General features: G+C 48.5%; 16 protein-coding genes, 3 tRNA genes and 8 pseudogenes. 2 read left to right on the forward strand and 25 right to left on the reverse strand.

What is annotated here, in order from left to right; translation table 11 throughout:
• Positions 1-196, forward strand: a 196-nt coding sequence (locus tag JCM11969_RS19255) for a hypothetical protein (protein WP_225353289.1), incomplete at its 5' end; no start/stop codon positions are given.
• A gap of 23 nt (positions 197-219) precedes the next feature.
• On the opposite strand, the pseudogene JCM11969_RS12245 reads toward JCM11969_RS19255, so the two are convergent.
• The 22 genes and pseudogenes from JCM11969_RS12245 to JCM11969_RS12350 all read right to left on the reverse strand — a co-directional run bounded on the left by JCM11969_RS12245 (position 220) and on the right by JCM11969_RS12350 (position 23,990).
• Positions 220-1,196: pseudogene (locus JCM11969_RS12245) on the reverse strand (ribose-phosphate diphosphokinase).
• Between the two features lie 72 nt (positions 1,197-1,268).
• A pseudogene (gene glmU / locus JCM11969_RS12250) lies at positions 1,269-2,650 on the reverse strand (bifunctional UDP-N-acetylglucosamine diphosphorylase/glucosamine-1-phosphate N-acetyltransferase GlmU).
• Positions 2,651-2,668: 18 nt separating this feature from the next.
• Positions 2,669-3,514: a pur operon repressor gene (gene purR, locus JCM11969_RS12255; protein WP_054711624.1), complete on the reverse strand. Its 846-nt coding sequence runs from the start codon at positions 3,512-3,514 to the stop codon at positions 2,669-2,671.
• Between the two features lie 672 nt (positions 3,515-4,186).
• On the reverse strand, positions 4,187-4,978 hold the full coding sequence (locus JCM11969_RS12260; RefSeq protein ID WP_054711626.1) for a metal ABC transporter permease: 792 nt from the start codon (positions 4,976-4,978) through the stop codon (positions 4,187-4,189).
• On the reverse strand, positions 4,971-5,666 hold the full coding sequence (locus JCM11969_RS12265; RefSeq protein WP_054711628.1) for a metal ABC transporter ATP-binding protein: 696 nt from the start codon (positions 5,664-5,666) through the stop codon (positions 4,971-4,973). Before JCM11969_RS12265 ends, JCM11969_RS12260 begins: the two co-directional genes overlap by 8 nt.
• A 140-nt stretch (positions 5,667-5,806) precedes the next feature.
• On the reverse strand, positions 5,807-5,998 hold the full coding sequence (locus JCM11969_RS19260) for a prolyl oligopeptidase family serine peptidase (RefSeq protein ID WP_054711630.1): 192 nt from the start codon (positions 5,996-5,998) through the stop codon (positions 5,807-5,809).
• Positions 5,989-6,738: an alpha/beta hydrolase gene (locus tag JCM11969_RS12275; protein WP_054711632.1), complete on the reverse strand. Its 750-nt coding sequence runs from the start codon at positions 6,736-6,738 to the stop codon at positions 5,989-5,991. Before JCM11969_RS12275 ends, JCM11969_RS19260 begins: the two co-directional genes overlap by 10 nt.
• 11 nt (positions 6,739-6,749) lie before the next feature.
• Positions 6,750-7,600 (reverse strand): annotated as a pseudogene (gene ispE, locus JCM11969_RS12280) (4-(cytidine 5'-diphospho)-2-C-methyl-D-erythritol kinase).
• Between the two features lie 641 nt (positions 7,601-8,241).
• Complete coding sequence (locus tag JCM11969_RS12285; protein WP_054711634.1) at positions 8,242-8,490, reverse strand: Veg family protein; 249 nt, start codon at positions 8,488-8,490, stop codon at positions 8,242-8,244.
• A 93-nt stretch (positions 8,491-8,583) separates the two neighbouring features.
• Positions 8,584-9,466: pseudogene (gene rsmA / locus JCM11969_RS12290) on the reverse strand (16S rRNA (adenine(1518)-N(6)/adenine(1519)-N(6))-dimethyltransferase RsmA).
• Position 9,467: 1 nt separating this feature from the next.
• Positions 9,468-10,028, reverse strand: a complete 561-nt coding sequence (gene rnmV, locus JCM11969_RS12295) for a ribonuclease M5 (RefSeq protein WP_054711636.1) — start codon at positions 10,026-10,028, stop codon at positions 9,468-9,470.
• On the reverse strand, positions 10,028-10,804 hold the full coding sequence (locus JCM11969_RS12300; protein WP_054711638.1) for a TatD family hydrolase: 777 nt from the start codon (positions 10,802-10,804) through the stop codon (positions 10,028-10,030). Before JCM11969_RS12300 ends, rnmV begins: the two co-directional genes overlap by 1 nt.
• Before the next feature lie 99 nt (positions 10,805-10,903).
• A complete protein-coding gene (gene metG / locus JCM11969_RS12305; RefSeq protein ID WP_054711640.1) occupies positions 10,904-12,964 on the reverse strand; it encodes a methionine--tRNA ligase in 2,061 nt (686 codons plus the stop codon).
• Between the two features lie 488 nt (positions 12,965-13,452).
• Positions 13,453-14,298, reverse strand: a complete 846-nt coding sequence (locus JCM11969_RS12310; protein WP_054711642.1) for a DUF72 domain-containing protein — start codon at positions 14,296-14,298, stop codon at positions 13,453-13,455.
• 9 nt (positions 14,299-14,307) lie between these two features.
• Entirely contained in the window at positions 14,308-14,637 is a 330-nt protein-coding gene (locus JCM11969_RS12315; protein ID WP_054711643.1) for a hypothetical protein, read from the reverse strand.
• Between the two features lie 121 nt (positions 14,638-14,758).
• A complete protein-coding gene (locus JCM11969_RS12320; RefSeq protein ID WP_054711644.1) occupies positions 14,759-15,457 on the reverse strand; it encodes an NAD-dependent protein deacylase in 699 nt (232 codons plus the stop codon).
• A gap of 11 nt (positions 15,458-15,468) precedes the next feature.
• Positions 15,469-16,424, reverse strand: a pseudogene (locus JCM11969_RS12325) (IpaB/EvcA family protein).
• A pseudogene (locus JCM11969_RS20470) lies at positions 16,411-17,694 on the reverse strand (hydroxymethylglutaryl-CoA reductase, degradative). The pseudogenes JCM11969_RS12325 and JCM11969_RS20470 overlap by 14 nt, the downstream one beginning before the upstream one ends.
• Before the next feature lie 337 nt (positions 17,695-18,031).
• A complete protein-coding gene (locus JCM11969_RS12335) occupies positions 18,032-18,949 on the reverse strand; it encodes a Ppx/GppA family phosphatase (RefSeq protein ID WP_054711645.1) in 918 nt (305 codons plus the stop codon).
• 21 nt (positions 18,950-18,970) lie between these two features.
• Entirely contained in the window at positions 18,971-19,987 is a 1,017-nt protein-coding gene (trpS, locus tag JCM11969_RS12340) for a tryptophan--tRNA ligase (protein ID WP_054711646.1), read from the reverse strand.
• 289 nt (positions 19,988-20,276) lie between these two features.
• Positions 20,277-22,582, reverse strand: a pseudogene (helD, locus tag JCM11969_RS12345) (RNA polymerase recycling motor HelD).
• Between the two features lie 224 nt (positions 22,583-22,806).
• Positions 22,807-23,990, reverse strand: a pseudogene (locus JCM11969_RS12350) (cation:proton antiporter).
• Positions 23,991-24,143: 153 nt separating this feature from the next.
• Here JCM11969_RS12350 and JCM11969_RS12355 point away from each other — a divergent pair.
• Complete coding sequence (locus tag JCM11969_RS12355; RefSeq protein WP_225353290.1) at positions 24,144-24,659, forward strand: NUDIX hydrolase; 516 nt, start codon at positions 24,144-24,146, stop codon at positions 24,657-24,659.
• Positions 24,660-24,780: 121 nt separating this feature from the next.
• On the opposite strand, the gene JCM11969_RS12360 is transcribed toward JCM11969_RS12355, so the two are convergent.
• From JCM11969_RS12360 to JCM11969_RS12370, 3 genes are all read right to left on the reverse strand, one after another.
• Positions 24,781-24,864, reverse strand: a tRNA-Leu gene (locus JCM11969_RS12360).
• A gap of 14 nt (positions 24,865-24,878) precedes the next feature.
• Positions 24,879-24,952: transfer RNA gene (locus tag JCM11969_RS12365), tRNA-Pro, on the reverse strand.
• Positions 24,953-25,090: 138 nt separating this feature from the next.
• Positions 25,091-25,163, reverse strand: a tRNA-Thr gene (locus JCM11969_RS12370).
• Positions 25,164-25,266: the final 103 nt, after the last annotated feature.

Raw genomic sequence — 25,266 nt, forward strand, 5'->3', positions numbered from 1 at the left:
ACCTTCCTACACACTCCAGGTCAAGAACTTAAAAAGCGAGATGCTTGCGCATCCCGCTTTTCTTTATTTTCTGGTTCTCTTTTATCTAGCCGAAACGTGTTTCGGAAGTGGCAGGGTGCTACTGCATAAGTCACTTCCGGCACAAAATCCAAGACCGGGATTTTATGCCGAAAGTAACTTATGCTCCGCACCCTAAACGCCCTTCCTACACACTCTACACTATTCCGCCCCATGAAACCGATTATGGAACAATGGGCTTACTGGCTTATTCTCATAGATTCGCTTGATGGCATCGCCAATCAGGGGACCCACTGAGATCTGCTTTAACTTGTCGATCTGTTTTTCTTCTGGTAACTGGATCGAATCCGTCACCACAAACTGCTTAATTGGTGAGTTGGCGATTCGTTCGATAGCTGGTCCCGATAATACTGGGTGGGTACAGCTTGCATAGACTTCCTTGGCACCGGCATCGATCAATGCCTGGGCACCCAAGGTAATGGTGCCGGCCGTATCGATCATGTCATCGATCATAATGCACCGCTTACCCTTCACATCACCAATGATGTTCATGATTTCAGCCACATTAGCCCGCGGACGCCGCTTATCGATAATCGCAATTGGCGCCTCTAAGAATTCTGCCAAGCTCTTGCCCGTGTCACACCACCGTGGTCAGGGGAAACCACAACAGCGTCTTCGTCTAACCCGTGGTTGATGAAGTAGTCCGCCAGTAAAGGCGCACCCATCAAATGGTCCACAGGGACGTCGAAAAATCCTTGAATCTGAGCCGCATGCAAATCTAATGCAACGACTCGCGTGATACCAGCTGTTTCCAACATGTTAGCGACCAATTTTGCAGTAATTGGTTCGCGAGAACGTGCCTTACGGTCTTGACGCGCATAGCCGTAATATGGAATCACCACGTTAATGGTTTCCGCACTGGCCCGACGTAAGGCATCGACCATGATCAGCAGTTCCATCAAATTATCATTCACGGGTGCTGACGTTGATTGAATGACGTACACATGACAACCACGAATACTTTCCTCAATGTTAATCCGAATTTCACCATCGCTAAACCGGTCAACTGATGTTTTTCCTAAGTCCACGCCAACCTCATCGGCAATGCGTTGGGCGAGCGGCTTATTGGAATTTAACGCAAAGATTTTCAACTTTGGGTCATTATATTTTTCTGACATGGGATCCTCCAAATGGCTTATTTCTAACTTTATTCTATGCTATTTACAATCGTCATGGCAAGTTTTTATTCCTTATTCGTTTTCTGGATCATAAGGTAACTTTTTAAAATACCCAGTTTTGTTGGTCTGACGGGCACGGGCGATGGCCATGTCATACTGACCGACTTCGTCTGTAATGGTGGAACCAGCTGCGATGAATGAATGGTCAGCAACGGTCAACGGTGCGACTAGATTTGAGTTACTGCCAATAAAGCGTCGTCGCCAACAGTTGTGTCATGTTTATGAGCACCGTCGTAGTTCACGAAAACAACCCCGCAGCCAACGTTGATCCGTTTGCCGAGGTGGGCGTTCCCGACGTACGTCAAATGACCGACCTTGGTGCCCTCTTCAATGGTGGCTTTCTTAACTTCCACAAAGTTACCAAGGTGCACTTTTTGCCCAATTTTAGACTCTGGCCGTAAATGACTCATGGGGCCAATGTTGCTGTCCTCGTCCATTTCAGAATCCTCAATGTAGGAAGACGTGACGGTGACATTGTTATGAATGGTTGAATCGTGAATTTCTGAATGGGCGCCAATGAGACAGTCGTCGCCGATCACCGTCTTGCCCTTCAGCAACACGCCGGGTTCAACGATGGTGTCAGAACCGATCTTAACGTCGACGTCAATGTAGGTGTCTTCAGGATTGATCAGGGTCACGCCATTGCGCATGTGGGTTTCGTTGATCCGGCGCTGCATGACCTTGGTTGCCTTTGACAAGGCCACCCGGTCGTTGACCCCCATTGATTCTTCAAAGGAGTTCATCCGGTAAGCGGCCACAATGTCACCCTGGTTCTTCAAAATTTCGATTACATCGGTCAGGTAATATTCTCCCTGGGCGTTATCATTTTTGATTTCATGCAGCGCAGCAAACAGGGCCTTGTTATCAAACACATAGACACCTGTGTTAATTTCATCGATTTCTTGTTCTTTTTCACTGGCGTCCTTTTGTTCGACAATCTTTTCAACAATGCCGACATCATTCCGTACGATCCGACCATAACCGGTTGGGTCTGGTGCCTTGGAGGTTAGAACGGTAGCCATGGCCTTCTTAGCTTCGTGATATTTAAAGAGGTTCTCAAAAGTTTGGGCTTGAAAAAGCGGGGTATCGCCACTCACAACGAGTGTGGTGCCATCCTGGTCCTTCAGCAACGGTTCCGTCTGTAAAACGGCATGGCCGGTACCGAGCTGTTCTTTTTGTAACACGTACTCAGTGCGGTCATGCAACGTTTCTTCGACTTTTTCGGCACCATAACCGACAACGGTCACAATTCGGTTCATGTTGGTTTTTTCAACCTGGGTCAACACGTGATCCACCATGGACCGGCCACAAACTTTGTGGAGGACCTTGTACAGTTTGGACTTCATCCGGGTACCCTTACCAGCAGCTAAAATAATCGTATTTCTCGTGCTCATTTTACCAATCAAGTCTCCTTATTTTTTTAATTCACTCATGCGATCTGGTGTGTAGATCTGATCCGCAAAGTTCCCAGGGGTGACTTCAACATGGTCAGTCGTCGCATCAATTTTCAATAATGAGGTGTAGTCCGGTACTTTTGAGGTGCCTTCAAAGGCGCCCTCAGCGAAGACAGCAACGCCAACAACCGTGGAATTAAATTCCTTAACAAGGGATTGCATCCCGCCGATAGTGCCGCCGCCCTTCATAAAGTCGTCCACTATCAACACCCGTGACCCCGGCTTTAGACTTCGCGTTGATAAGGCCATCTTTTCGATTCGTTGGCTCGACCCGGAAACGTAGTTCACGCTCACGGTCGACCCCTCAGTAATTTGAGAATCGTGGCGCACAATGACAAATGGCACGTTCAAGGATTCAGCAACGCCCTGAGCAATTGGAATCCCCTTTGTGGCAACGGTCATCACAGCGTCCACCGTTTCGTGGAGGTACTGGGTAGCAACGATGCGACCGACCTGTCTTAAAACGTTAGGCCGGCCCAGCAGATCAGACATGTAGACGTACCCGCCTGGCAGGAACCGTGATTCCTCCGACAAGGCAGTAATCATATCATCGACGAACTGGCTAGCTTCATTCTTGGTGATGTACGGAATAAACCGTGCCCCACCCGCTGCACCAGGAACGGTTTCTAACAGACCCGTGCCCCGCGTGCGGAATGTCCGTTTTAAAATGGTTAAATCTTCACTGATTGAAGACTTAGCTGACTCATAGCGTTCCGAAAAAAAGGTCAACGAAACTAATTGATGTGGCCGCTCCAATAGGTACCGGGTCATATCAATTAGCCGGTCGCTTCTTCTAACTTTCACTTTGTTTCCTCCCATAATGCAATACGTTGGATTTAAACTCTTACCCATTTTAGCATAAACGTTCGTGTTTTACGCTACTAATCCGCTAATCTCATGATTTTATCACTGGATTATTTTCAAAATCCGGCTTTTGGTGCCATCTCTGTGTCACTACTACCCTTTACATTGGGAGAGTAGTCCGTTACATTCCGCAATTTGGCACGGGGCTGTAGTGGCTCGCGATGAAGCTAATTCGATTTCTGCTGCGCAGCTCTCGAATGGATCTCCATCGTCTCGCACATCAGTAACCGACCACAATACGGTCGCTAACTGATGTCGACACCACAGCCCCGTGCCAAATTACTGCATTCCACTTACCTTGAGCTTCTTGTCATCTTCAGCTAAGCATCAAGATGCAGTCAACACCAGTTTGCGGAGAAATCCGCCCTCGACTGCATCTCGCTCCCTAAGAGTGATGCTTCTCACGTTTGATCTTAAGCGGCATGATTTTTAATCGCCAATAGCGTTTCATCGCCTTGCTAAGACTGAGTTGAAAAATTATTCCCAAAATCTTCCTCGGAAATGCAACGTCATAAAACTGAGTTGTATGCCGGTCTAGTATTCGCGCTTTTTTAATCAAAAAAGGGACCAAGCGCAATCGAGCGTTCAGTCCCTATCTAATTGTTCAATTCATTAGCTTCGAACCCGATTATACATCAGGGCACTAAAGTAGCAGATAACTTCGATCACGCTGATAAAGAAACTGACTGGCCAGTTGGTCACGTAGCTTAGGTACAGGCCCAGCCAAACGCCTAACAGTGCGAAGCACACAGCCAGGCCTGCCATGGCCCCGACCGAGTGCACGAAGTACTTTGCAGCTGCAGCTGGCAGCGTCAGTAAGATAAAAATCAGCAGTGAACCGACGATTTGAGCCGCAACGCTAACGGAAAAGGCCAGTAGCACCAAGAAAATCACAGACATGGTTCTTGTCCAAAGGCCTTCCACCCTGGCACCAATTGGGTCAAATGAGTCAAATTTCAAAAAACGATAGATAACGAGTAAGCAGATCAGCACACCAGCAGAAAGCAGTGACATCTGAATCACATTTTGCCGGCTGATGCCAATGACACTCCCAAATAGAATGCCTGTCGCGTAACTGGCATTGCTATTGGCAAGCGATAAGAACAGGATGCCCAGACCAATCGCCAACGCCGAGATTGCCGTAATCGAATTTTCTCGCCGGGACGACTTCGCCCCTAACTCACCAACGCCAATCGAGCTAATGGTCGTAAACAGCAACATGCCGTTCAGTGCCTGCCAGCCCATGAAGATACCAAAGGCCGCACCGGCAAACCCAATTTCCGATAGTATATGGGTCAGAAAGGACATGTTTCGTGCGATGACAAACACGCCCATGATGCCTGAAATAATGGCAATCAGCGTCCCAGCCATGTATGCGTTTTGCATAAACGAGTAACTAAACATTGTTCATTCTCCCCACTTTTTCATCCGTCAAATCAGCAATTAGTCCTGACTCATAATGGTCAGGCTTCAAGAATAAATAGCTATCCGCATATTGGCGTGCCAGCGGAATATCATGGGTGATAAAGATCACCGTCAAATTCTGGTCCTGGTTGATCTGCTTAACAAGTGTCAGCAGCTCGTTTTTAGCGATTGGATCCAAACTCGCAGTCGATTCATCGAGGATCAAAAGGTTCGGTTCATCCAGGAGTGCTTGTGCCAGGTAGGCCTTTTGTTTTTCGCCACCAGAGGCCTCCCCGAGCGGGCGCTTGCACACCCCCGCTAATCCCGTTTCATCAAGAATTTGGCGAACCCGCCGTTTTTCCTCACGAGAGCGCCATGGCAGTTTAAACCCGGCTTGATTCAAACTCACAAAGTCTTCAATGGACAGCGGATACTCCATATCAATATTACGAAACTGCGGGACATACCCCACATTGACAGCCTGGCGACTCGGTAAAAAGTCGACCGATCCGCTTGATGGTTTCAGTTCTTGTAGGACCATTCGCATCAGGGTGGTCTTCCCCACCCCGTTTTCACCGACAATACTCAAGAAGGTGCCGGCTGTCAGGTCATAGTTCAAGTGTGAGAACACTGGCTTATCAGGAAATGAAAACGATAAGTCGTTGAGTTTCAGAATGGTATCAGCCATTTGCCGATAGCCCCCTTTAATCAAAAATAGCACCGAAATGCTATTTAATTGTTTAATCGTAATGATTACTATTTTATTTTAAAGCAATCCTGTCAATTGTCAATTGTTTTTCGCAAGGATTACTGAATGTAACGCTTTCTTTAGGCTTTAACATGTTCCTCTAAGAAATCGCTCACCGTCTGCCAATACCGTTCTGAGTCATTGCTGTAAGCTTGCACGTGATTTGCTGTTGGGTCGACATACCGTTGCTTTGGTCCTTGTAAGGCGCGATATAACACGTCCACATCCTTGACCGGCACGACTTCATCTTGTTCACCGTGAATCAACAGCACTGGGATATCGGACTTCTGCAGCTGCTCACCAATGTTTTCTTCAACCCAGCGGTCCCAGTCTTAAGCTGCGAAATACGATCCGCAATTTGAACCAGCGGGAACGTCGGCAAGTGATACTGTGTGCGAACAATGTGCTTTGCCATTTTATAGACCAACTGAAATCCAGAGTCTGCCACAACGGCCTTGACGTTATCCGGCAATCCTTCGCCGGTAGCCGCCATAACGGTCGCAGCACCCATACTGATACCCATCAAAACGATCTCAACGTCGTCGCCAAGGGTTGTGATGACCTGGTTGACCCAGGCTTGATAATCAAGACGGTCAGCCCAGCCGAAACCAATTGTGTGACCGCCCGACTCACCCTGCGCCCGAGCGTCCGGCATCAAGACGTGGTAATCATGCTCGTGGAACCAGCGCGCGTAAGGAATCATTTGCTCACGAGCGTGGTTGATTCCGTGCGCCAGAATAACCACTTTCCGGTGATCCGACTTTGCGGGAATAAAACTGGCCCGCAACAGAAGCCCATCGGCCGAGTTCAGTCGCCACTCAACCAGTGGTTGTTTCACGTACCATACGTTATCGTCTGGCGTGTTTTCTGAAATGGCTAATTCTTTACACTTTTCCTTTTGCCGGTTCGTCACGTGCGTGGCTTGTTCGTACGCTAACCAACTGGCACCAATCATGCTGACTGCACTACCGGCAACCGCTGCTGCCGTTATTTTTACCCATTTTGCTGTCATCTTGCACTTCCTTATAGTGAGCGGACCAGATATGCTTCGGAACAAAAGCCCCGAATACTATTAAATACGCGGTTTGCTCGTGATTGTTTGTTAAAAATTGAAAACACTGTCGGCCCAGTCCCACTCATGAGCGCACACGGCGCCCCATAGGCCTTCATACGGGATTTAATTTGTCTGATCTCCGGGTAACGCCCAGCCGAAATCGGTTCAAGAGCGTTGCCCACAGTCGCCACCAGTTGGTCATAACTACCTGCGTCAATTGCCTCGAGCACCCCCGAAATATTTGGATGTTCGAGGGACTCGTACTCGATCTGTCGCAGGATACTGGGGGTCGAAACGCTGACGTTTGGCTTTGCCAACACCAACCACATTGGGTCGAGGGTTGGCTCTAACACTCGGATTTCTTCACCAACACCGGTAACGTGTGCCGTTCTACTGTACACACAGTATGGCACATCTGAATCGACTTTTAAGCCAATCGTCGCCAGTTCTTTCAAGGACAAGTCCAGATGCCACAGCTGGTTCAGTGCCCGCAGCACCGCAGCTGCATCGGATGAACCGCCCCCAAGCCCCGCCGCAACGGGGATGTTCTTCTTGATTCTGATTGCCGCGCCACGCTTAACGTGACACGTCCGTTGCAACAACGTCGCTGCCTGATAAGCCAGGTTACGCTGGTCACTTGGTAGAAACCCAGAGTCAGACGTGACTTTCACGTTCTGACTGCCGGTATCGCGAACCTCCACGTAGTCCGCCAGGTCGATCGACGTCATCACCATATTCCATTCTGGCATGCCATCATCGTGACGGTACGTGGTGTCCAGCCAAGGTTGACCTTAGCCGCTGCTTTCTCCACTATTTTCATGAGTGCTCTCACCTAAATTCTCGAAAAGGTCGCCCCTTATTGTCATGTCTCATTCCGGGACACCTTCAAAGTAATTACTGATATTATACTCGAAACAGGTATCAAATGACAAAACTTGCGGTAACTTCAGCGATAATTTAGGAATGGACGGCGTTAATTATGTAAGTAGATGTCTATTTTTGTCTTTTCCAAGTGATAGTCCGTTGCATTCCGCAATTTGGCACTCCGCGTAGTGGCTCGCGATGAAGCTAATTCAGCTGTCGCTGTGCGCCATCTGAATGGATCTCCATCGTCTCGCACATCAGTAACCGACCACAGTACGGTCGCTAACTGATGTCGACACCACGACTCCGTGCCAAATTGCTCCATTCCACTAACATTGAGCTTAATTTTTACCATTGGTTAAACATCACAATGGCGTTAAACCAAGTTCATAGAGAATCCGCTTGACTGCGGGTAAGATCACTGACAGCAATGCTTCTCAAAATGTGCTAGTCACTGCTAACGATTGATTAACAGTTTCATGACACCACAGCCTGCAGGGCAGAACGGCGCAACGAAGCGACCTGCCAGCTCAATCCAAAAATAAGGCAAAATAAAAAGGTGATCCACCATCTGGTAGAATCACCTTTTTATTTGCCTTATTCGTTGGCAGCCTCGTCGAAATCGACTTGGATGTTCTTAGTCAGAATATCCGTGTAGCTGTACGAAACACGTTCGAAGGAGTTTTCGTCCTGATCCAGATCAACGACAAAGACTGCTGGATAGGTTTCCTTCAAAATGCCATGACGTTCCGTTGTCTTCTTACGGCCCGCCTGGGAAATAACCATAAGTTCCTCCCCGATACGATGATCGAGTCGGTCCTTAATGTCTGCTAAACTTGTTGGCATGATCTCACCCCTCGTGAAACATTTTACGCCCGTTTCACAAAAAAGTCAATATTATACCACAATCATTTATTTTCAACAAGTTTTTTTGCTGACTTATAGTAACCCCTCGTCGTGTAAGGTGTTAGTCAATAAAATGAAGGTCTCGATGGTTAATTTTTCCGATCGAATTTGAGGTGACACGTGCACTTTTTCTAACACATCCGTGAGTTGGGCTTTAACGTCGGCGTCCTTCCCGAAAATGGCCAACAAATTGTTCCAAAAACTCTTTCGGCGGTGCATGAAGCACCCCTTCACGAACTTAAAGAACACGGATTCGTCAAACGGCGCCGGATCAAAGGCCGCTCTGTCCGTCATCGTAATGATGGCGGAATCAACGTTAGGTTGTGGAATAAACGCTGTTCGCGGCACCGTAAAGGCGACTTCGGGTGTCGACCGATACTGCACCGCAATCGACAGCGAGCCGTATGCCTTAGTCCCTGGCACGGCAACTAACCGGTCAGCGACCTCCTTTTGCATCATGACGGTGATGTTATCAAAATGCATGCTAGACTGCAGCACAGACAGCAAAATCGGTGTCGTAATGTAATATGGCAGGTTGGCCACTAATTTTAACGGCCGATCGGCATCAAAATTATCCTTGATCAGTTGCGGCAGGTTCGCCTTTAAAATATCTTCATTCACGATCGTCACGTTATCGTAGAGCGCTAACGTATCATCTAAGACTGGAATCAGTTGGTCATCAATTTCAAACGCCATGACTTGGTGGGCACTCTGGCTAAAAATTCTGTTAACGCGCCAATGCCTGGACCAATTTCAATCACGTTGTCTTTCTCAGTGAGGTCAGCAGCCTGAACAATGTGCTCAAGAATGTTGATATCCGTCAAAAAGTTTTGACCCAGACTCTTTTAATGGGCAGTCGGTAACGGTTAATGATGGCCTGTGTCCGTGCCGGACTGGCAATAAGTGGTGTTTTCATACTAGTTTTCCCCCTGATCAAGTTGCGCAACGGCTTGCCAAAATACCGTGTCGGAAATTTGGAACATCTGAAGTCGTTTTAGGAGTTGTTTCCCGTTTACATAGCCAATTCGCAGTGCCTCACCAAGCGCTTCACGCCGGGCCTTAGACTCGGGAACGCCAATCAATCTGGCTTTAACGAGGTCCGCCCGCGTAATGGTTTGCGGTGCGGCGTCCGTTTCAGTATAAACATTCGCCAGCGCCTCCCGAATTGCTTCCGGTGACGCATGTTCAACGCCCAGCGAACCACCCGCCTTCTCTGGAACACCTTCACTTCTGGGCAAAAACGCGTGTTTCGCGTTCGGGACGACCTCCGACACGATCTTACGAATTTTTTCACCTGAAAAATCAGGGTCAGTAAAAATGATGATGCCGCGCTGTTGTGAAATGGTCTCGATCAGGTCCAAAATATCTTCCGGAACTGCTGATCCGCGCGTTTCTATCGTGTCCGCGTTCACCGCGCGGGCAATGGCTTTGGTATCGTCCTTGCCTTCAACGACAATGACTTCCTCTATTTTTTTCACTAGCTCTCCTTAATCCCAAAAAAGCGGTGGGCATTCGTCCATGTTGCGGCCGCAATCGCCTCGGGCGTCGTCTCTCGTTCCTTAGCAATGGCTTCCACCGTGTAGCGTGTAAACCCGGGCTGGTTTTGTTCGCCACGGTGCGGTTCGGGCGTCAAATACGGGGCATCCGTTTCAACCATCATCCGGTCAAGCGGGGTCGCGCGAACAGCGTCATGCACCTCATGGGCGTTTTTAAAACTTGCGACACCACTGTACGAAATGGTCATGCCGAGGTCCAAAAATTTTTTGAGCCATTCTGGGTCACCGTTAAAGCTATGCATTTCACCACCAATATCCTGAATGCCGACGGACTTAATAATCCGGTAGGTATCTTCAAATGCGTCCCGGTTATGCACCACAATTGGCTTGCCATACGCTTTAGCAATTTCAATTTGGCGCTTAAAGACCCGTTGCTGCACATCCTTAGGGCTGCTGTCCCAGTGGTAGTCGAGGCCGATTTCACCTAACGCCACGACCCGATCATCAGTTAATTGTTTTTCCAACACCTTTTCCGCGTCCTGATCATAGAACTTGGAATCTTCAGGATGCCACCCCACAGCCGCATACATCTGTGGATACTGATGGGCAAGTTCGATTGCCTGCTGATTCATCTCAGTGTTGGACCCATCATTCACTAGTTTAACAACGTCCAAATCGGCGGCCTGCTTCAGGAATTTTGGCACGTCGTTAATGAATTCAGGACTATTCAGATGAGTGTGAGAATCAAAGATTTTCATAAACGCCTACTCCAATCTAGTATGAAGAAAAAAGGGCCGTCCGCGGTCATCAAGTGGCCTTGCACGTCCCTCCCTTCAGTAGTTATTTCATTTAATTGCTTATTCGACAGTTGACCCGTTTTGAATACTGTCAGGAACGGTCACTAGTTGAACGTGACCCTGCGCATCCTCAGAAGAAAGCAGCATTCCTTGACTCACTTGACCACGCATTTTGCGGGGTTTCAAGTTGGCCACGATGATGACTTTCTTGCCGAGAAGATCCTTAGGTTCTGGGTAAAATTCAGCAATACCGGACAAGATCTGACGGTCATCACTGTCACCAGCATCCAAACGGAATTGCAAGAGCTTATCAGCACCGGCCACCCGTTGGACATCGATGATCTCAGCCACTTTCAGTTCGATCTTTTCAAACGCGTCAAATCGAACTTCCTTCTTAGCCAAGTTCAACTCAGTTTCTTCGGGATTCCAAACACCACTACCTGTGACGTTGGCCTGCTTCTTAGCCTCTTCCATGGCGGCCCGACCCTTCTTCTTGTCGGACTTGGTCATTTGGTTGGCGATAAATTCAATTTCTTCATCCGCATCCCGCCGTGGGAAGATTGGCGTGCCCTTAGCAACGACCTTATTGCCAGCTGGCAAATCAGCTAACTTCAGATCGTTCAGGTTTGTTTCAGCATCGTATTCGATGCCCAACTGTGCCAATATTTCCTTTGGAGCGTGTGTCATCACCGGACTCAACAGGTAGGCAATCATCCGCAAACTTGCTGCTAAGTGGGCCATGACAGCTGCTAACTTCGCCTTATCGCCGGCTTCCTCACTCTTGGCGAGAACCCATGGTGCCGTTTCGTCAATGTACTTATTGGTCCGTGCAATCAGCTTCCAAACTTCAGCAAGGGCATCTGCAAAGTGGAGTTTGCCCATCAGATCGTGGTAGTTGGCCAGCGTGGTCTCTGAAACAGCTTCCAGATCAGCATCAAAATCGGTCACACCAGCTTCAAACGCTGGTAAGACACCATCTTCATACTTGTTGATCATGGCAACAGTCCGGTTCAATAAATTCCCCAGATCGTTGGCCAGATCGTAGTTCAACCGGTCCACAAAGTCCTCAGGCGTGAACGTCCCATCGTTACCGTATGGCATTGCGCGCATCAGGTAGTAACGGACAGAATCCAAGCCGTAGCGGTCAGCTAACGTTTCAGGGTAAATGACATTCCCCTTTGACTTAGACATTTTGCCGTCCTTCATCAAGAGCCAGCCGTGACCAAAGACCTGTTTTGGCAGTTCAAGACCCAGCGCATGCAGGATAATTGGCCAGTAGATCGTGTGGAACCGCACGATTTCCTTACCCACCATCTGCACGTCAGCAGGCCAGTACTTCTTAAACAGACTATCGTCGTCCGTCCCGTAGCCCAAAGCCGTAATATAGTTGGTCAACGCATCGATCCACACGTAAACCACGTGCTTCGGATCAGATTTGACCGGCACACCCCAGGTAAATGTTGTCCGGGAAACGGCCAAATCTTCCAAACCAGGCTTGATGAAGTTGTTGATCATTTCGTTCATCCGCGCTTCTGGTTGGATAAAGTCAGGATGTGCCTTGTAGTAGGCCAACAACCAGTCAGCGTACTTACTCATCTTGAAGAAGTACGACTGTTCCTTCACGAGCTCAACTTCGTGGCCGCTAGGGGCCTTCCCGCCGATCACCTTACCATTATCGTCACGGTAAACTTCGGCCAGTTGCGTCTCCGTAAAGTACTCTTCGTCGTCAACTGAATACCAGCCTTCGTATTCACCAAGGTAAATGTCGCCCTGGTCTTGAAGTTGTTGGAAGATTTTTTGAACAGCGGCTTCATGATAATCGTCCGTTGTTCGGATAAACTTCGTGTTGGAAATTTCCAGCGTCTTCCAAAGTTCCTTGATGCCAGCGGCCATCTCATCAACGTAGCTCTTAGGATCAGTTCCTAATTGCTCCGCCTTCTCTTCAATTTTTAAACCATGCTCGTCAGTCCCAGTTAGGAAGAAAACATCGTACCCCGTTGAACGCTTGTAACGCGCTAAGGTGTCACACGCAATGGTGGTGTACGAGTTTCCAATGTGCAACTTGCCAGACGGATAGTAAATCGGCGTGGTTATGTAATACGTAGGTTTAGTTTCTGCCATGTTTTAATTTGGCCCCTTTCAGTAAATGGTTCCATTTTTATTTAATGTTTAAGGAACAAAGTCTCCAATAGTATAGCATAATTTCCCGTTTATCACCCGAGACTCTGGGAAAAAGAGCGTGATTGTGGGCGATTTTTTATTATGTGCTGCTCATTGTCCCTACAAGGACTTATTGGTTAATGTCTCTGCTCGCTTACTTGCTCCGATTGACCTGGATTGGGCCACACTAAGTTACACCATTATGGGAAGGAGAGCGTCCACCACAACTCATACTGGGCCTTCTTAATGTTAGGTGACTAAGTTCGTTGCATTCCGTAATTCGGCAGGCCGTCGTAGTGGCTCGCGACTGAGCTAACTCGATTTCTGCTGCGCAGCTCTCGAGTGGATCTCCTGCAAAGACATTTCACTAGCTCCCCAGAGCGACCCCACTTCAGCCTGAAGGGCCGAGCGGCGCAACGGAGCGGCATTAAAACGCTATTTTGAATCACTCAAAACAAGCTCAACTGCTGTAGTCCCAAGCCATCCCAAGAAATGCCCATCATCCGTTGAAGTTCCAATGCATTGGGTGCTGCATCGCGGTTCGAATTATTGTTGAAGATAATGCAGACCTCTTTGACCTTTGGCGTAAGCTGGTTGATGACGGCCGCAAACTGCTTGAGTTCGGCTTCCGAATACCGGTACAGTGTTCGCTTACCGCGCCAGTCTTTCCCCTGATCAAACCAGCCCTTCTCGTTACGGCCATGAAGCCGCAACAGCGCAAGTTCGGGGGTCGTGGCGTCGGCAACTAACGGCACCCCGTCGTTTAACCGGTGGGGTTCATCCACAATAACGTGGGTCATGTGAAGCCGCGTCAGGTAGTCCATGAGATCTGGGATCAACGTTTCCTCGTACCAGCTTGGATTTCGGAACTCCACCGCAATCGGCAGATTCCCCATCATGTCACGAATCTCAAACAGCCACTGTAAATTTTCCGCTGACCGTCTGAAAAATGGCGGGAATTGAAACAGGATGGTCTTGAGCTGGTGCTTACGAACAAGCGGCTTGATCATCTCTTTGTAATCAACGAAAGCTTGTTTGCGCGCATCCTCATCGACCTCATCAGAACCATAATCATGTTTTGTCATGACCTTATTGGCCTTTAAAATAAACTGGAAGTTGGCCGGCACCATCTGCTGCCACTTCGTCACCGTTGTGGCCCGCGGTATGCCATAAAACGGCGTATCCACTTCCACAGTCGGCAACACAGCCGCATATTCAGTTAGGGTGACGTCCCGTTGCTCATCATTAATGAGCGCAGGATGTTCCTTCCATGTCGTTAACCCAATCGTTATCATTACGTTACCTCACTTGTATCGTTTAAACTGGGCGACAATGGCAGCAGCCTCATCAGAAAGCTTGTCACCAAGCGCCTCGATCAATTCAGCACCAGTTCTGCGGTCATTGTAACGCACGCCTGTAAAACACAGGTCGATCAGCCCCAGTAAGATCACAACAGCAATTGCGTGCCCCTGCGTCAAATATGCGCCAAGGAAGGCCACCATCCCTGATTTTGCTAACAGCGTGACAATCAAACCGTACAACATCAGTGTATCCGCAGTTACCTGACCGATCGACATCAGTCGCATGTGCCGCAACAGGCGTTTCAATTCAGTAAGAATGGTCTCTTCAGACATCTTGAACACCTCCATCACGCGATTTGCGTCATAACCCAAAGCTGACCCAGCACAAGCGTACCGGGTCAACGTTCTGTTATGTCTGCTGTGTATTCCCGGTCACTGGATCATTATCCAAAAATCAAACACGCAGTTGCTGATAAAAATCAGCGGCGTCCATCTGCACCATTTCATAGGGAAACGCAAATGACAGTCTCTCGTTGTTCACGACGATAACCGGTGCCTTAGGATTGCGATAATCAAGCAAGCCGGCAAACGGATAGACCCGCATGGACGTCCCCGTAATGACCACCAAATCTGCTTGTTGCGAGGCATCAACGGCGTTTTGAATATTGGCTTCATTCAACTCTTCTTCGTATAAAACGATATCGGGTCGCAGTGTACCGCCGCAGTCAGCATGAATCGGGCTCTTGAGGTAGTCGTGCCAGTCAACAGACTGTCCACATTTTTGGCAGTACACGTTGTACAGATTCCCGTGAAATTCAGCAAGGTGTTCCGTATCGGCTACTCGGTACAAATTATCAATATTTTGTGTCACCACCGTTGCGCGATCCTGTTGCGTCAGTGTAGCTTGCTTAGTATGAATCACGTTAGGCTTGGCGTCCGGTTTGTACAGATTTTCGGTGACATACTTGTAAAAGACATCAGGTTCCTTGGTCAAACAAGTGTGGCTAAGATAGTACTCCGCATTCTTGTGCGCGGTGTAGAGGCCGTTGGTTGACCGGTAATCTGGGATGCCAGAAGGTGTTGACACCCCAGCTCCCGTGAGGAAAACGATATGGTGGGCATGATCAAACTGTGCTTGAACATCAACATCCATTGTGCGACCTCCTAGCGAATAATGTAAGGCATTTCCATCTTTTTAAACAGGTCAGCGACTGTCATGTCGTAGATATCCTTGTAGTAATCTGGCGTGTCATCATCCGGTTTAGGTGCCGAAATCACAAAGGAATTCTGTCTATCTGCTCGGTTAATGCCAACATACGCGCGACGCTTAGTCTTAATATCGACCATGTCAGAGTGGAACAGTTCAAATAACTGCCGTACTTCCAACCGCAACTGGCGCTCAGACAACACACTCGTCAACGTTGTAAATTCCTGATTATTTAGTGCTGGGAAGCCCCATTTTTGAAGCTGATCATCAAAGGCCTTGAAGAGCTTGACCACGTTACGACGAAGTGTAAATGGTGAATCCACTGGTTTTTCCGTAATCACGTCGTACAATTTCTGCGCTGCTGGTAACGTGACGGGATAGTCCTTGGCAAATTGCGCCTTGACCTGTTCATTATCGCCAAAGAAGACCAGGCGTCCAAGACCGTCATTAACCGTAATGTCATTTGATCATCCACGGGATCCGGTTCCGGTTTGATCGTTGCCTGAACCCCTTTTAGATATTCAGCCTCAACGGTGTCGTCGATCAAGTCGTGTTTGCGTTGTTCTGAAACAACAACCTGGTGTGCCACGATATCGTAAAGTTCCGTCGCCAGCATCATCATTTGTTCATCCAGCGTATCGTTGCCCATTGAGACCGCAAAGTAGACCTGTGGGAATCCCCGCAATGTCATCAACAGGTGCAGCAGCTCGTGAGACGCCGTGTAGTTTGGTGCTGTGAGATCACTGACTTGCACCATGATATGGTCTTTGTCCTGAACCGTTTGCGCCTGGTCGTGACGCACGTAACCGGCCTGCAATTGGCCAATAAATTGAAGTTCAACCTTGCCTGGGAAAATGGCGTTGGTCGCATCTAACAGGGATTGCACCTGGTCATTAATTTCAATGTTTTGCATCGTTGTCATCCTTTATTTGAGTTCTAAGTTCTTTTAATTTTGTCTCGGCAGCTGCCGCTGTTGGGTCGCTCAGGGTCTTGAGATAAGCCACCATCGGTTTTAGCTCATTGACCGTTGCACCGGCGCTCAAGGCTAGGGACCGCAGTTGCATTTTCATATGGCCTTTTTGAATGCCATCTGTCACGAGCGCTTTGAGCGCAGCAAATTTGCGCCAACCCGACTGAAACGATAATCATCATTAAGTCTTCCGGGGTCTTAACGGTGGCAATTTGCTGGTTGATTTTCACCACAGGCAACACCTTAGTAGCCCCGCCAACTGTGCCAACGGGTAACGGTAACGTTAATTGCCCCAACAGCTGATCATTCTGCACGGTCCAGGTACTGAGGCCGCGATATTGGCCATCAACCACCGCAAACGCGTGGGCGGCTGCTTCAATAGCACGCCAGTCATTGCCCATGGCAATCACCACCGCATCAACACCGTTCATGATGCCCTTATTGTGTGTCACCGCGCGGTAGGGATCCAACTGGGCAACACGACTCGCCGAAGCGATGCGCACCGCCACATCAGCACCGGACTGCGTTGCATTTTTAAGTGCCGTCACCGGAATACTGCAGGTGCTGTCGCCAAACTCTGATCGGCCGTATTGGATAAGATGCTAAATAACGTGGTGTGATGCAACTTGGTTTGAATGACCTCAGCCATCGCTTCCAGCATTGTGTTTAGCATGTTCGCCCCCATCGCGGCCTTTACATCTGCGTAAAGGTCAATGGACACATAGCCTTCGCCAAGGTCACGCGTCCGGATCGAGCGTGGACCGCCACCCCGGGACACGATGGTTGGGTGGGCTTTTCGCGCCACCTCAAGCAGTTCATCCGTGTGCAGCGCCACCCAGTCATCAATGGAAGCAAACACCTTCACATCACTGAGGACGATCTGCCCCATGAGTAACCGCGACTTCACTTCAGCCTGAATCCCGCCAGCGTCCGCAATGGTTTTAGCGCCATTGCTGGCAGCGGCAATGACAGACGGTTCTTCTGTCACCATTGGCACCACGTAATCGTGATCGTTAATTTGAAAGTTAACCGCCACCCCTTCAGGCAGCTGAAAAGCTGTTAGGTAGTTTTCAATCAATGCCTTCGCGTCACCCTGCGCTGCACGTGAAACTAACTGCGCGCTTTGGGCGTCGCTTAAGCCGGAATGGTCAGCAATGATCTGAAGCCGTTCCTGTGCGTCACGTTTATAGAAATGTGAAAATGAGCTTGCCATGATCTTTAATCCTTCTTGTGAGTTTGAGGCATTTGGAATGATCCTCAAGAGTTGTTGTCGAAAATTAATTTAGTTGTTGTAAATCCGCTTCGTTGCGGTGACTTTCTTGGTTACTGCGCCGAAATGCGTTACACAGGCAAGGGTGGCCATGTAAGGTACTCTGGCAAAGTGCCAAGTTCAGGCACTTCTGTCAATGCTGGCTTTCTCGGCTACCGTGTCGAAACGCGTTCCACAAGGCACGGGGCTAACGTGTAAGGGACGATGGGCAAAAAGTCAGGACCGGACTTTTCGCCCATCGTCCCTTACACACCGCCCCTAAACCGCCTTGTTCCACGCTCTAGCCCTCCAAATACGCATGAATAATCCCCTCACGCACACCGCTCTCCGAAAAGATAACGCGGTCGGAGTCCAGCATTTGTAGCAATAACACTAGTGGCATGATACCGCCCACGATAATATCTGCGCGGTCTGGTTCCAGGCCTGAAATTTGTCTTCGTTGGGCCAGGTTTTTGCGCAACAGGTTGGTATAGAGCTGGAAAACCTCGTTTGTACTGAGCTGATACCCGTGAATCGCTTCCACGTGCAGGATCTGCTGCTGGCGTCGACTCATCCGTGCGAGGGAGCGGTTCGCCCCGCCCAGGAGAATGAACGGTTTGGTTCTCGCTTCCGACAGCCACCAGATATCCTTTAACCGCCGGCGTAAAAACACGTTTGCGTCAAAAAAGTCCGCAGCCTTGATCTGGTTATTTAGGTGAAATTGTTCCGAAAGATTGACTGCACCAAAAGGAATGCTGATCAAATTGCTTTCCTTACCATCACGAATGTTAACCATTTCCATGCTGGCACCGCCAATATCGATCATCAGCGCATCCTCAACACGTAACCGGTTCATCACGCCCAGGTAATCGTAAAAGGCCTCGTCGTCACCGGACAACACATCAAAAGTGAGTCCGACCTCGCGCTTAACGCGGTCCAAGAATTCTTGTTGGTTACTAGCCTGCCGAACCGCCGCCGTTGTGATTGCTTTAACGGTCAGGTTCGGGAGTTTCTCATAGCGCGTCTTAAAAGATTTAAGCGCCTCGATTGTGCGACTAACAGCGGTCTCCTGCAGCCGTTTTTCCGGCCCCATACCCTCTGATAATCGTGAGTCTTCCTTATAGCGCACCAATTCATGAAACGTTTTGTCCGGGTGAACCTCATTAATCGTCATCCGAACCGAATTTGATCCTAAATCGACAATCACTAAGTTATCCATACGCGGACTTCCCTTCCGATACTAGTCGAAGTAGTTAACACCGATGGCATTGCGGACTTCCGTTAACGTCTGGTTGGCCACAACGTTAGCTTGAGCACTGCCGTCTTTCAAAATTTGGTAAACGCCGGCAGGGTCTTGTTCAAACTGTTCGCGACGTTCGCGAATTGGCTTCAACGTTGCCTGCAGCACGTCATTGAGGTATCGCTTAATTTTAACATCCCCAAGACCGCCATGTTGATATTGTGCCTTCAAATCAGCAATTTTATCGGTATCATCGCCAAAAATATCCAGGTAAGTGAACACAGTGTTGCCTTCGATGTGACCAGGATCTTCCACGTGAATGTGGGTCGGGTCAGTGTACATCGACATGACCTTCTTTTGAATTGTATCGGCATCGTCTGACAGATAGATGGCGTTGTCCAATGACTTACTCATCTTAGCGTTGCCATCCAAGCCAGGAATACGACCCTGTCCCTCTTCTGGGAAGTAGCCCTCAGGTTCGACCAAAATATCGCCATAAATGTTATTGAAACTCCGCACGATCTCACGGGTTTGTTCCAACATTGGCTCCTGGTCCTCGCCAACGGGAACCGTGGTGGCCTTGAAGGCAGTGATATCAGCAGCTTGACTGACAGGATACGTAAAGAAGCCAGCGGGCACACTTTGACCAAACTTCTTTTGTTTGATTTCAGTCTTCACGGTTGGGTTCCGTTCCAAACGCGACACAGTCACCAGGTTCAAATAAAATTCAGTCAGTTCCGTTAACGCTGGAATTTGCGACTGCACTAAAATGTTGGATTTGGCTGGATCGATACCGACAGCTAAGTAATCCAATGCCACCTGTAAGAGGCTGTGGCGAATTTTTTCTGGATCACGCGCATTGTCAGTCAACGCTTGCATATCGGCAATCATGATGAACGTTTCAAATTCCCCAGAGTTTTGCAGCTTGACCCGGTTCTTTAACGACCCTACGTAATGCCCAATGTGCAACTTTCCTGTTGGTCGGTCACCCGTTAAAACAATTTTCTTGTCACTCATTTTTATCATCCTTTCAAAAAACGCCCTATTGCTTCTGCAATAGGACGTTAACCGCGGTACCACCTAAATTGTGACAATCAGTCACCACTCATTGCCGATAAGGAGGCACCCCAAATTCCGTTTTAAACTGGCTCCAATTAACCCGTTGTCATTGCTTTCAGACAAGGCAATGTCTCTGTTAGTAACGGCTTTGATGCACCAGTGAATTTTAGGTTTATTAATAGGTCTTATTTTACTGGTTTCCCGAGACGATGTCAAAACCGCTCTGGAAACCATGGCATGTCACACACTAAGTTAATTCGTGCTCGATGGCCATCACATTTTTGGGCATTCTCTCCGTCGCGATCAGTGGCGAAACAGGCCCAATACTGATCAGTACAAGCTGGTGCATTGCCCGTGTGATAATGGTATACAGCGTCCCCGTCATGCGTTCATCCGCAAAGTTGGTTGCTGAAACGTCCCAGGCCACAACGGCATCAAATTCAAGCCCCTTACCAAGGTAGATTGGCAACACCAGGATGCCTTTAGGCAGTGACCGGTCGGCATCCGTCATCAGACTCACATCCACGTGGTTGTGGTGAAGCTTTTGATAAACGTCGTGCGCCTGAGCCAAGTTTTTTGTCAAAATGGCAACCATCCCATTGTCGACCTGAAGACCTTTTAGCTGATGCTCCAGCGCTTCAATACCGCTATCAAAATCATACCGCATGATGACGCGTGGCAGATCACCGGGCCGGTTAAAGGCCTCGATCTCATCACCATCAGGCAGTAATGCCTTCGCGAAGGTCGTAATCGGCAGTGTCGACCGGTACGAGCGATTGAGTTTTAATAATCGTGGCCGGTGAACATTGAACGCTACCCGTAATTTTTTCAGCAGCGTCTCTGGCGATTCAACATCACGAAACAGGCTTGTTCACTATCGCCTAAGAAGGTCATGTTGGCCTTTGGGAACGCGTGGTGCAAATACTGCAACTGGGCAATCGTATAGTCCTGCATTTCATCCACAAACAGATGCTTCATGGCGTGATTCTGACCGCCACCGGTTAAAATATCACGTAAATAAAGCAACGGTGCCGTATCCACTAACGGACATTTGTGGAATTCAATGGCTTGCAAAAAGGTGTCACGGCTGCTCTGAAACGCTGTTGCGTCCACGTTATCCGGTAGGTCAATTTGATCCATAAAGTCCGCGTACTGGCTGTACGTATCAAGAAAATAGTTGTTGTAAATGGCATCGTAGACAACACGTAATCGCTTAGTCACGATTTTCCGGGCAATATAGGCCACTTCAGCATCCAGTTCTTGGAACTCGTGTAGCCGTTTTGACCCGAGTAAATCGTGGTACTGTTCGTCAGACATCTGGTCGATTTCTTCATTGACCCATTTCGACTTAGCTTCCTCACCGATCCGGTACTTCAGCCGCTTGATCAGTGCGTTTTTGGTCCGCAAGAACCGGTCAGCAGGCTGCAGCGATGGTAAGCTGTTATATATGCCCTCGATTTCAGACTTATTAAAGAAGATCTGACCGTCAAAATAAATATGATTAAACTTAAAGTGGTCCTGTGTCAGGTGTTGACAATAGTCGGCAACTTGATGCATGTAGTCTGCGGACTCCTTAAAGTTCCGCGTCTCACGGTCAACATCAGTCACTTTGTCTTCATCCTCATAGCGGTCAAACAAGGTCTCAACATCTAAGCCTTGCAACCGCTGGGTAAGAAACTCAGCAAGCGTGACCTGTCGCATATTGCGTTCACCTAGACTGGGCAACACATCTGAGATGTAGTGGCTAAATAACCGATTAGGTGAGAATAGCACGATCTGGTCAGCTTCAAGTTCCTTTCGACTGTGGTAGAGCAAAAACGCGATCCGTTGCAGAATCGCAGACGTTTTTCCAGAGCCCGCGACGCCTTGAACCACTAACAGATCACTGCGCGTATCGCGAATAATGTCGTTTTGTTCACGCTGGATAGTGGCCACAATGTTCTGCATCGTTTCGTCATTTTGTTCACCAAAAACATGCTGCAACATCTCGTCACCAACCGTTTCGTTGGTATCAAACATGCTTTCGATCTGACCCTTAGCAATCAGAAACTGCCGCTTTTTCTTAAGTGTCGTCAACTGCTGACCACCGGGCGTATCGTAGGCCACATCACCCAGTGTCCCGTTATAGTAAACTGATGAGATTGGTGCGCGCCAATCGTAGACTAAAAAGTCCTGATCTTCATTTGTAAATGATGCTGTGCCAATATATAATCGGTCAGCCCCCGATTCACCAGGATCTTGAATATCGATCCTGCCAAAGTAAGGTGAGCCCCCCAGATCCTTATAGGTGTCCAACTGGCCCTTAATGATCTGTTCGTTTTCAATCAATCGTGATGCTAAGGCACGTTGTTGTTGCAGATCAGCCGAGGTATCAATTCGGTCATCCAATTCAACGTAGTTCACAGAAGTGTTGGCAGAGTAATTTTCCTGGACCAACTTCATTTCTGCGCGAGCCTTCGCATAGTCCGTTGTCACGTCTTTAATTCTGGCAGTAATTTGATGAACCACCGAATCAACGCGTCGCTGTTCTTTTGCCTGTTCCTGCGATGTCAAAAAACCGCCTCTTTCTTTTTTAATGCTTGGACAATTTTAGTGGCATTTTGGTCTGCTGTCAATAAAGACGTGTGAGAATCCGATGAATTTTACGCATACCGGCTGATACCGGGGATTTGTTGGTCCTGTGAACCGCGGCAACCACCCCAAAATGACACACAGCGGCCTATTTCATATCGTCTGAGATATGAAATAGGCCGCTGTTACGCCAGTTATAATCAAAATTATGCCACACGTTGCTGCCGTTTTTTAGGTAACAATCGTAACGCCTGTTTTAACGCAAACGGTGCCACCATCGTGGCCAGAATAATCACAACGACAAACGCCGAGTAACTGGGTCGTGATAGCACCCCCGCTTGGTACCCAATTTGAGCAGTGATCATGCCCATTTCCCCTCGCGAGATCATACCGGCCCCGATCACAAAGCTGCTTTGTCGGTTGAACCCAGTCAGCGCAGCACCGATGCCGCACCCAATGAATTTACTGATACAGGCAAGTACTGTCATCACCACGACTAGGGCAATTGCCTGAGTTAAATAAGTAAATGACATACTTAACCCGATGCTGACAAAGAAAAACGGAATAAAGACGGCATAACCGATTGGTTCAGTATGTGCTTCGACACTTCACGATACGGGGTATGGGCCACCGCAATGCCGGCAAAAAAAGCGCCAACTGCGCCGCTTAAGCCAACAACGTCAGCCAGATAAGCCATGCCAAGACAAATCACCATCGACATAATCGTGACACTGGCATTCATCACCAATTTTTCGCTTAGCGCCATCAGGTATGGTGCGATCCAGCGAACGACCAGGTATGTGCCACCGAAGAACGCAAGCTGTTCAAGAAGGATCCAGCCGATGCCAAGTGACTGCGTATGAGCACCGTTTCCCCGCACGCCTAAAAGACTGATCATCAAGGATAACAGAATGACCCCAATAATGTCGTCAGCAACCGCGGAACCGAGAATGGTCGCGCCCTCCGCAGTATCGAGTGCATGATAGTCTCTAAGCACAGCAACTGAAATTGAAACGGATGTCGCACTAAAAACAACCCCAATATAACAAGCAGTAAAGGTGTCATAATGAAATGCGACTGCCGCAGTCGCACCCATCAAAATGACGGGCATAATGACACCGCAAACGGCCACGATAATGGCAGGTTTCAAAAAGCGACGCAGCAACGTCAGATTACTCTCAAGCCCACCGATAAACATCAATAGGATCACACCAATGTTGGCAAATACTTGCACAATGGTCGTATTATGTATAAGCCCTAGCATCGCAGGCCCGATGACGATACCAACCAAAATCTGACCAATGACCGCTGGAACGCCCACTCGATTACAAAAATGGCCGGCAAGCGTCGTGACTATTAGAATCAGGCATAACGCCCCAATAAATTGCATCTGTTGTCCCTTCTTCCTTTGAAGACGCTGAGTTCGTCTTAAACCATTCTCATTATATTTTAATCTCAGTACCACCAAGTTTACCGCCCACCGCTGTTTTTTGTCAACGCGTGGTACAATGCCCTTATACACTAATCGCAAAGAAGGCATTCTATGTTTAAAACATGGCACCAACAGGGACAAATCATTGATCATAACAAAGCCTACCAGGGACCCGTTTTTAGTGTGCACCAACTCCACATTAAAACACCGGACGCGCTGACGGTTGAACGTGATCTTATTCATACTGACCCAACAGTCACTATTCTCGCGCTGACGCCTGACGAGCAGGTCGTACTCACTAGTGAATATCGTGTCGGCATTAATGCGGATTCTGTCTCCTTGCCGGCTGGAATCGTTAACGAAGGCGAAACCGTTGAGCAAGCTGCCACCCGTGAGTTTCAAGAAGAGACAGGCTACGTTGCTGAATCAGTGTCACAGATGACAACGGTAACCTCCTCTGAAGGCTTTATGGATCAAACGGCAGCCTTAATGTTGATCCGATTTGATCCTGCTACCCAAACTGCGCGCCATTTTGATGCTGATGAATTTGTGACAGCAGAGCTCGTCCCATTTGATCAATTGTTAACGTGGTTACATGAAGGTAAGATCAATACTGCCAAGGCCTAGCAGCCGCAGCTTATTATCAGCTGTATATTAGAAAATGACGACCCGTTTTTGGTCACAATAATGGCGCAATTCAAAACACAAAAACGACGAGACCCTTTCTGGGTTCGTCGTTTTTTTATGATACCGGAGGTGGGTTCGAACCCACACGTCCTCAACGGACACTGGATTTTGAGTCCAGCGCGTCTGCCAGTTCCGCCACTCCGGCAAAATGTTATTCAATCGGGAAGACAGGATTCGAACCTGCGACCCCCTGGTCCCAAACCAGGTGCTCTACCAAGCTGAGCTACTTCCCGAAAACGATGTGCTGTAATAGACAACTTAATTAGTATACTACGGCGCGTAGGGTTTGACTAGCCTTTTTTGCATAATCACCGTAAAAAAATATATCCTCTTATTGTCTATTTCTCTCTAGCAAACAAGTATCCCTGACAAGCCGTTTATCGGATTTGAACCGATGACCTCTTCCTTACCATGGAAGTGCTCTACCTGCTGAGCTAAAACGGCAACTCCCATTATATCAAGGATACTGTTCTAGCGAAAGGTGTTTACCATGTTCGTTCATTTGGCGTAAACAAAAAACCGCCGACCTTAGTCAGCGGTTCTGGTT

The sequence above is a fragment of the Secundilactobacillus paracollinoides DSM 15502 = JCM 11969 genome (genome assembly GCF_001311135.1).
GTDB classification, from domain to species: Bacteria; Bacillota; Bacilli; order Lactobacillales; family Lactobacillaceae; genus Secundilactobacillus; species Secundilactobacillus paracollinoides.

Bases quoted from the DNA above. Each gene is read 5' to 3' on its own strand.
- JCM11969_RS12275 (WP_054711632.1), bottom strand. From the start codon at position 6,738: ATGACAGCAAAATGGGTAAAAATAACGGCAGCAGCGGTTGCCGGTAGT.
- JCM11969_RS12310 (WP_054711642.1), bottom strand. From the start codon at position 14,298: ATGATAACGATTGGGTTAACGACATGGAAGGAACATCCTGCGCTCATT.
- JCM11969_RS12355 (WP_225353290.1), top strand. From the start codon at position 24,144: ATGTTTAAAACATGGCACCAACAGGGACAAATCATTGATCATAACAAA.
- trpS (WP_054711646.1), bottom strand. From the start codon at position 19,987: ATGAGTGACAAGAAAATTGTTTTAACGGGTGACCGACCAACAGGAAAG.
- JCM11969_RS12335 (WP_054711645.1), bottom strand. From the start codon at position 18,949: ATGGATAACTTAGTGATTGTCGATTTAGGATCAAATTCGGTTCGGATG.
- JCM11969_RS12300 (WP_054711638.1), bottom strand. From the start codon at position 10,804: ATGAAAATCTTTGATTCTCACACTCATCTGAATAGTCCTGAATTCATT.
- JCM11969_RS12265 (WP_054711628.1), bottom strand. From the start codon at position 5,666: ATGGCTGATACCATTCTGAAACTCAACGACTTATCGTTTTCATTTCCT.
- JCM11969_RS12285 (WP_054711634.1), bottom strand. From the start codon at position 8,490: ATGCCAACAAGTTTAGCAGACATTAAGGACCGACTCGATCATCGTATC.
- JCM11969_RS12260 (WP_054711626.1), bottom strand. From the start codon at position 4,978: ATGTTTAGTTACTCGTTTATGCAAAACGCATACATGGCTGGGACGCTG.
- JCM11969_RS12315 (WP_054711643.1), bottom strand. From the start codon at position 14,637: ATGTCTGAAGAGACCATTCTTACTGAATTGAAACGCCTGTTGCGGCAC.
- metG (WP_054711640.1), bottom strand. From the start codon at position 12,964: ATGGCAGAAACTAAACCTACGTATTACATAACCACGCCGATTTACTAT.
- JCM11969_RS12320 (WP_054711644.1), bottom strand. From the start codon at position 15,457: ATGGATGTTGATGTTCAAGCACAGTTTGATCATGCCCACCATATCGTT.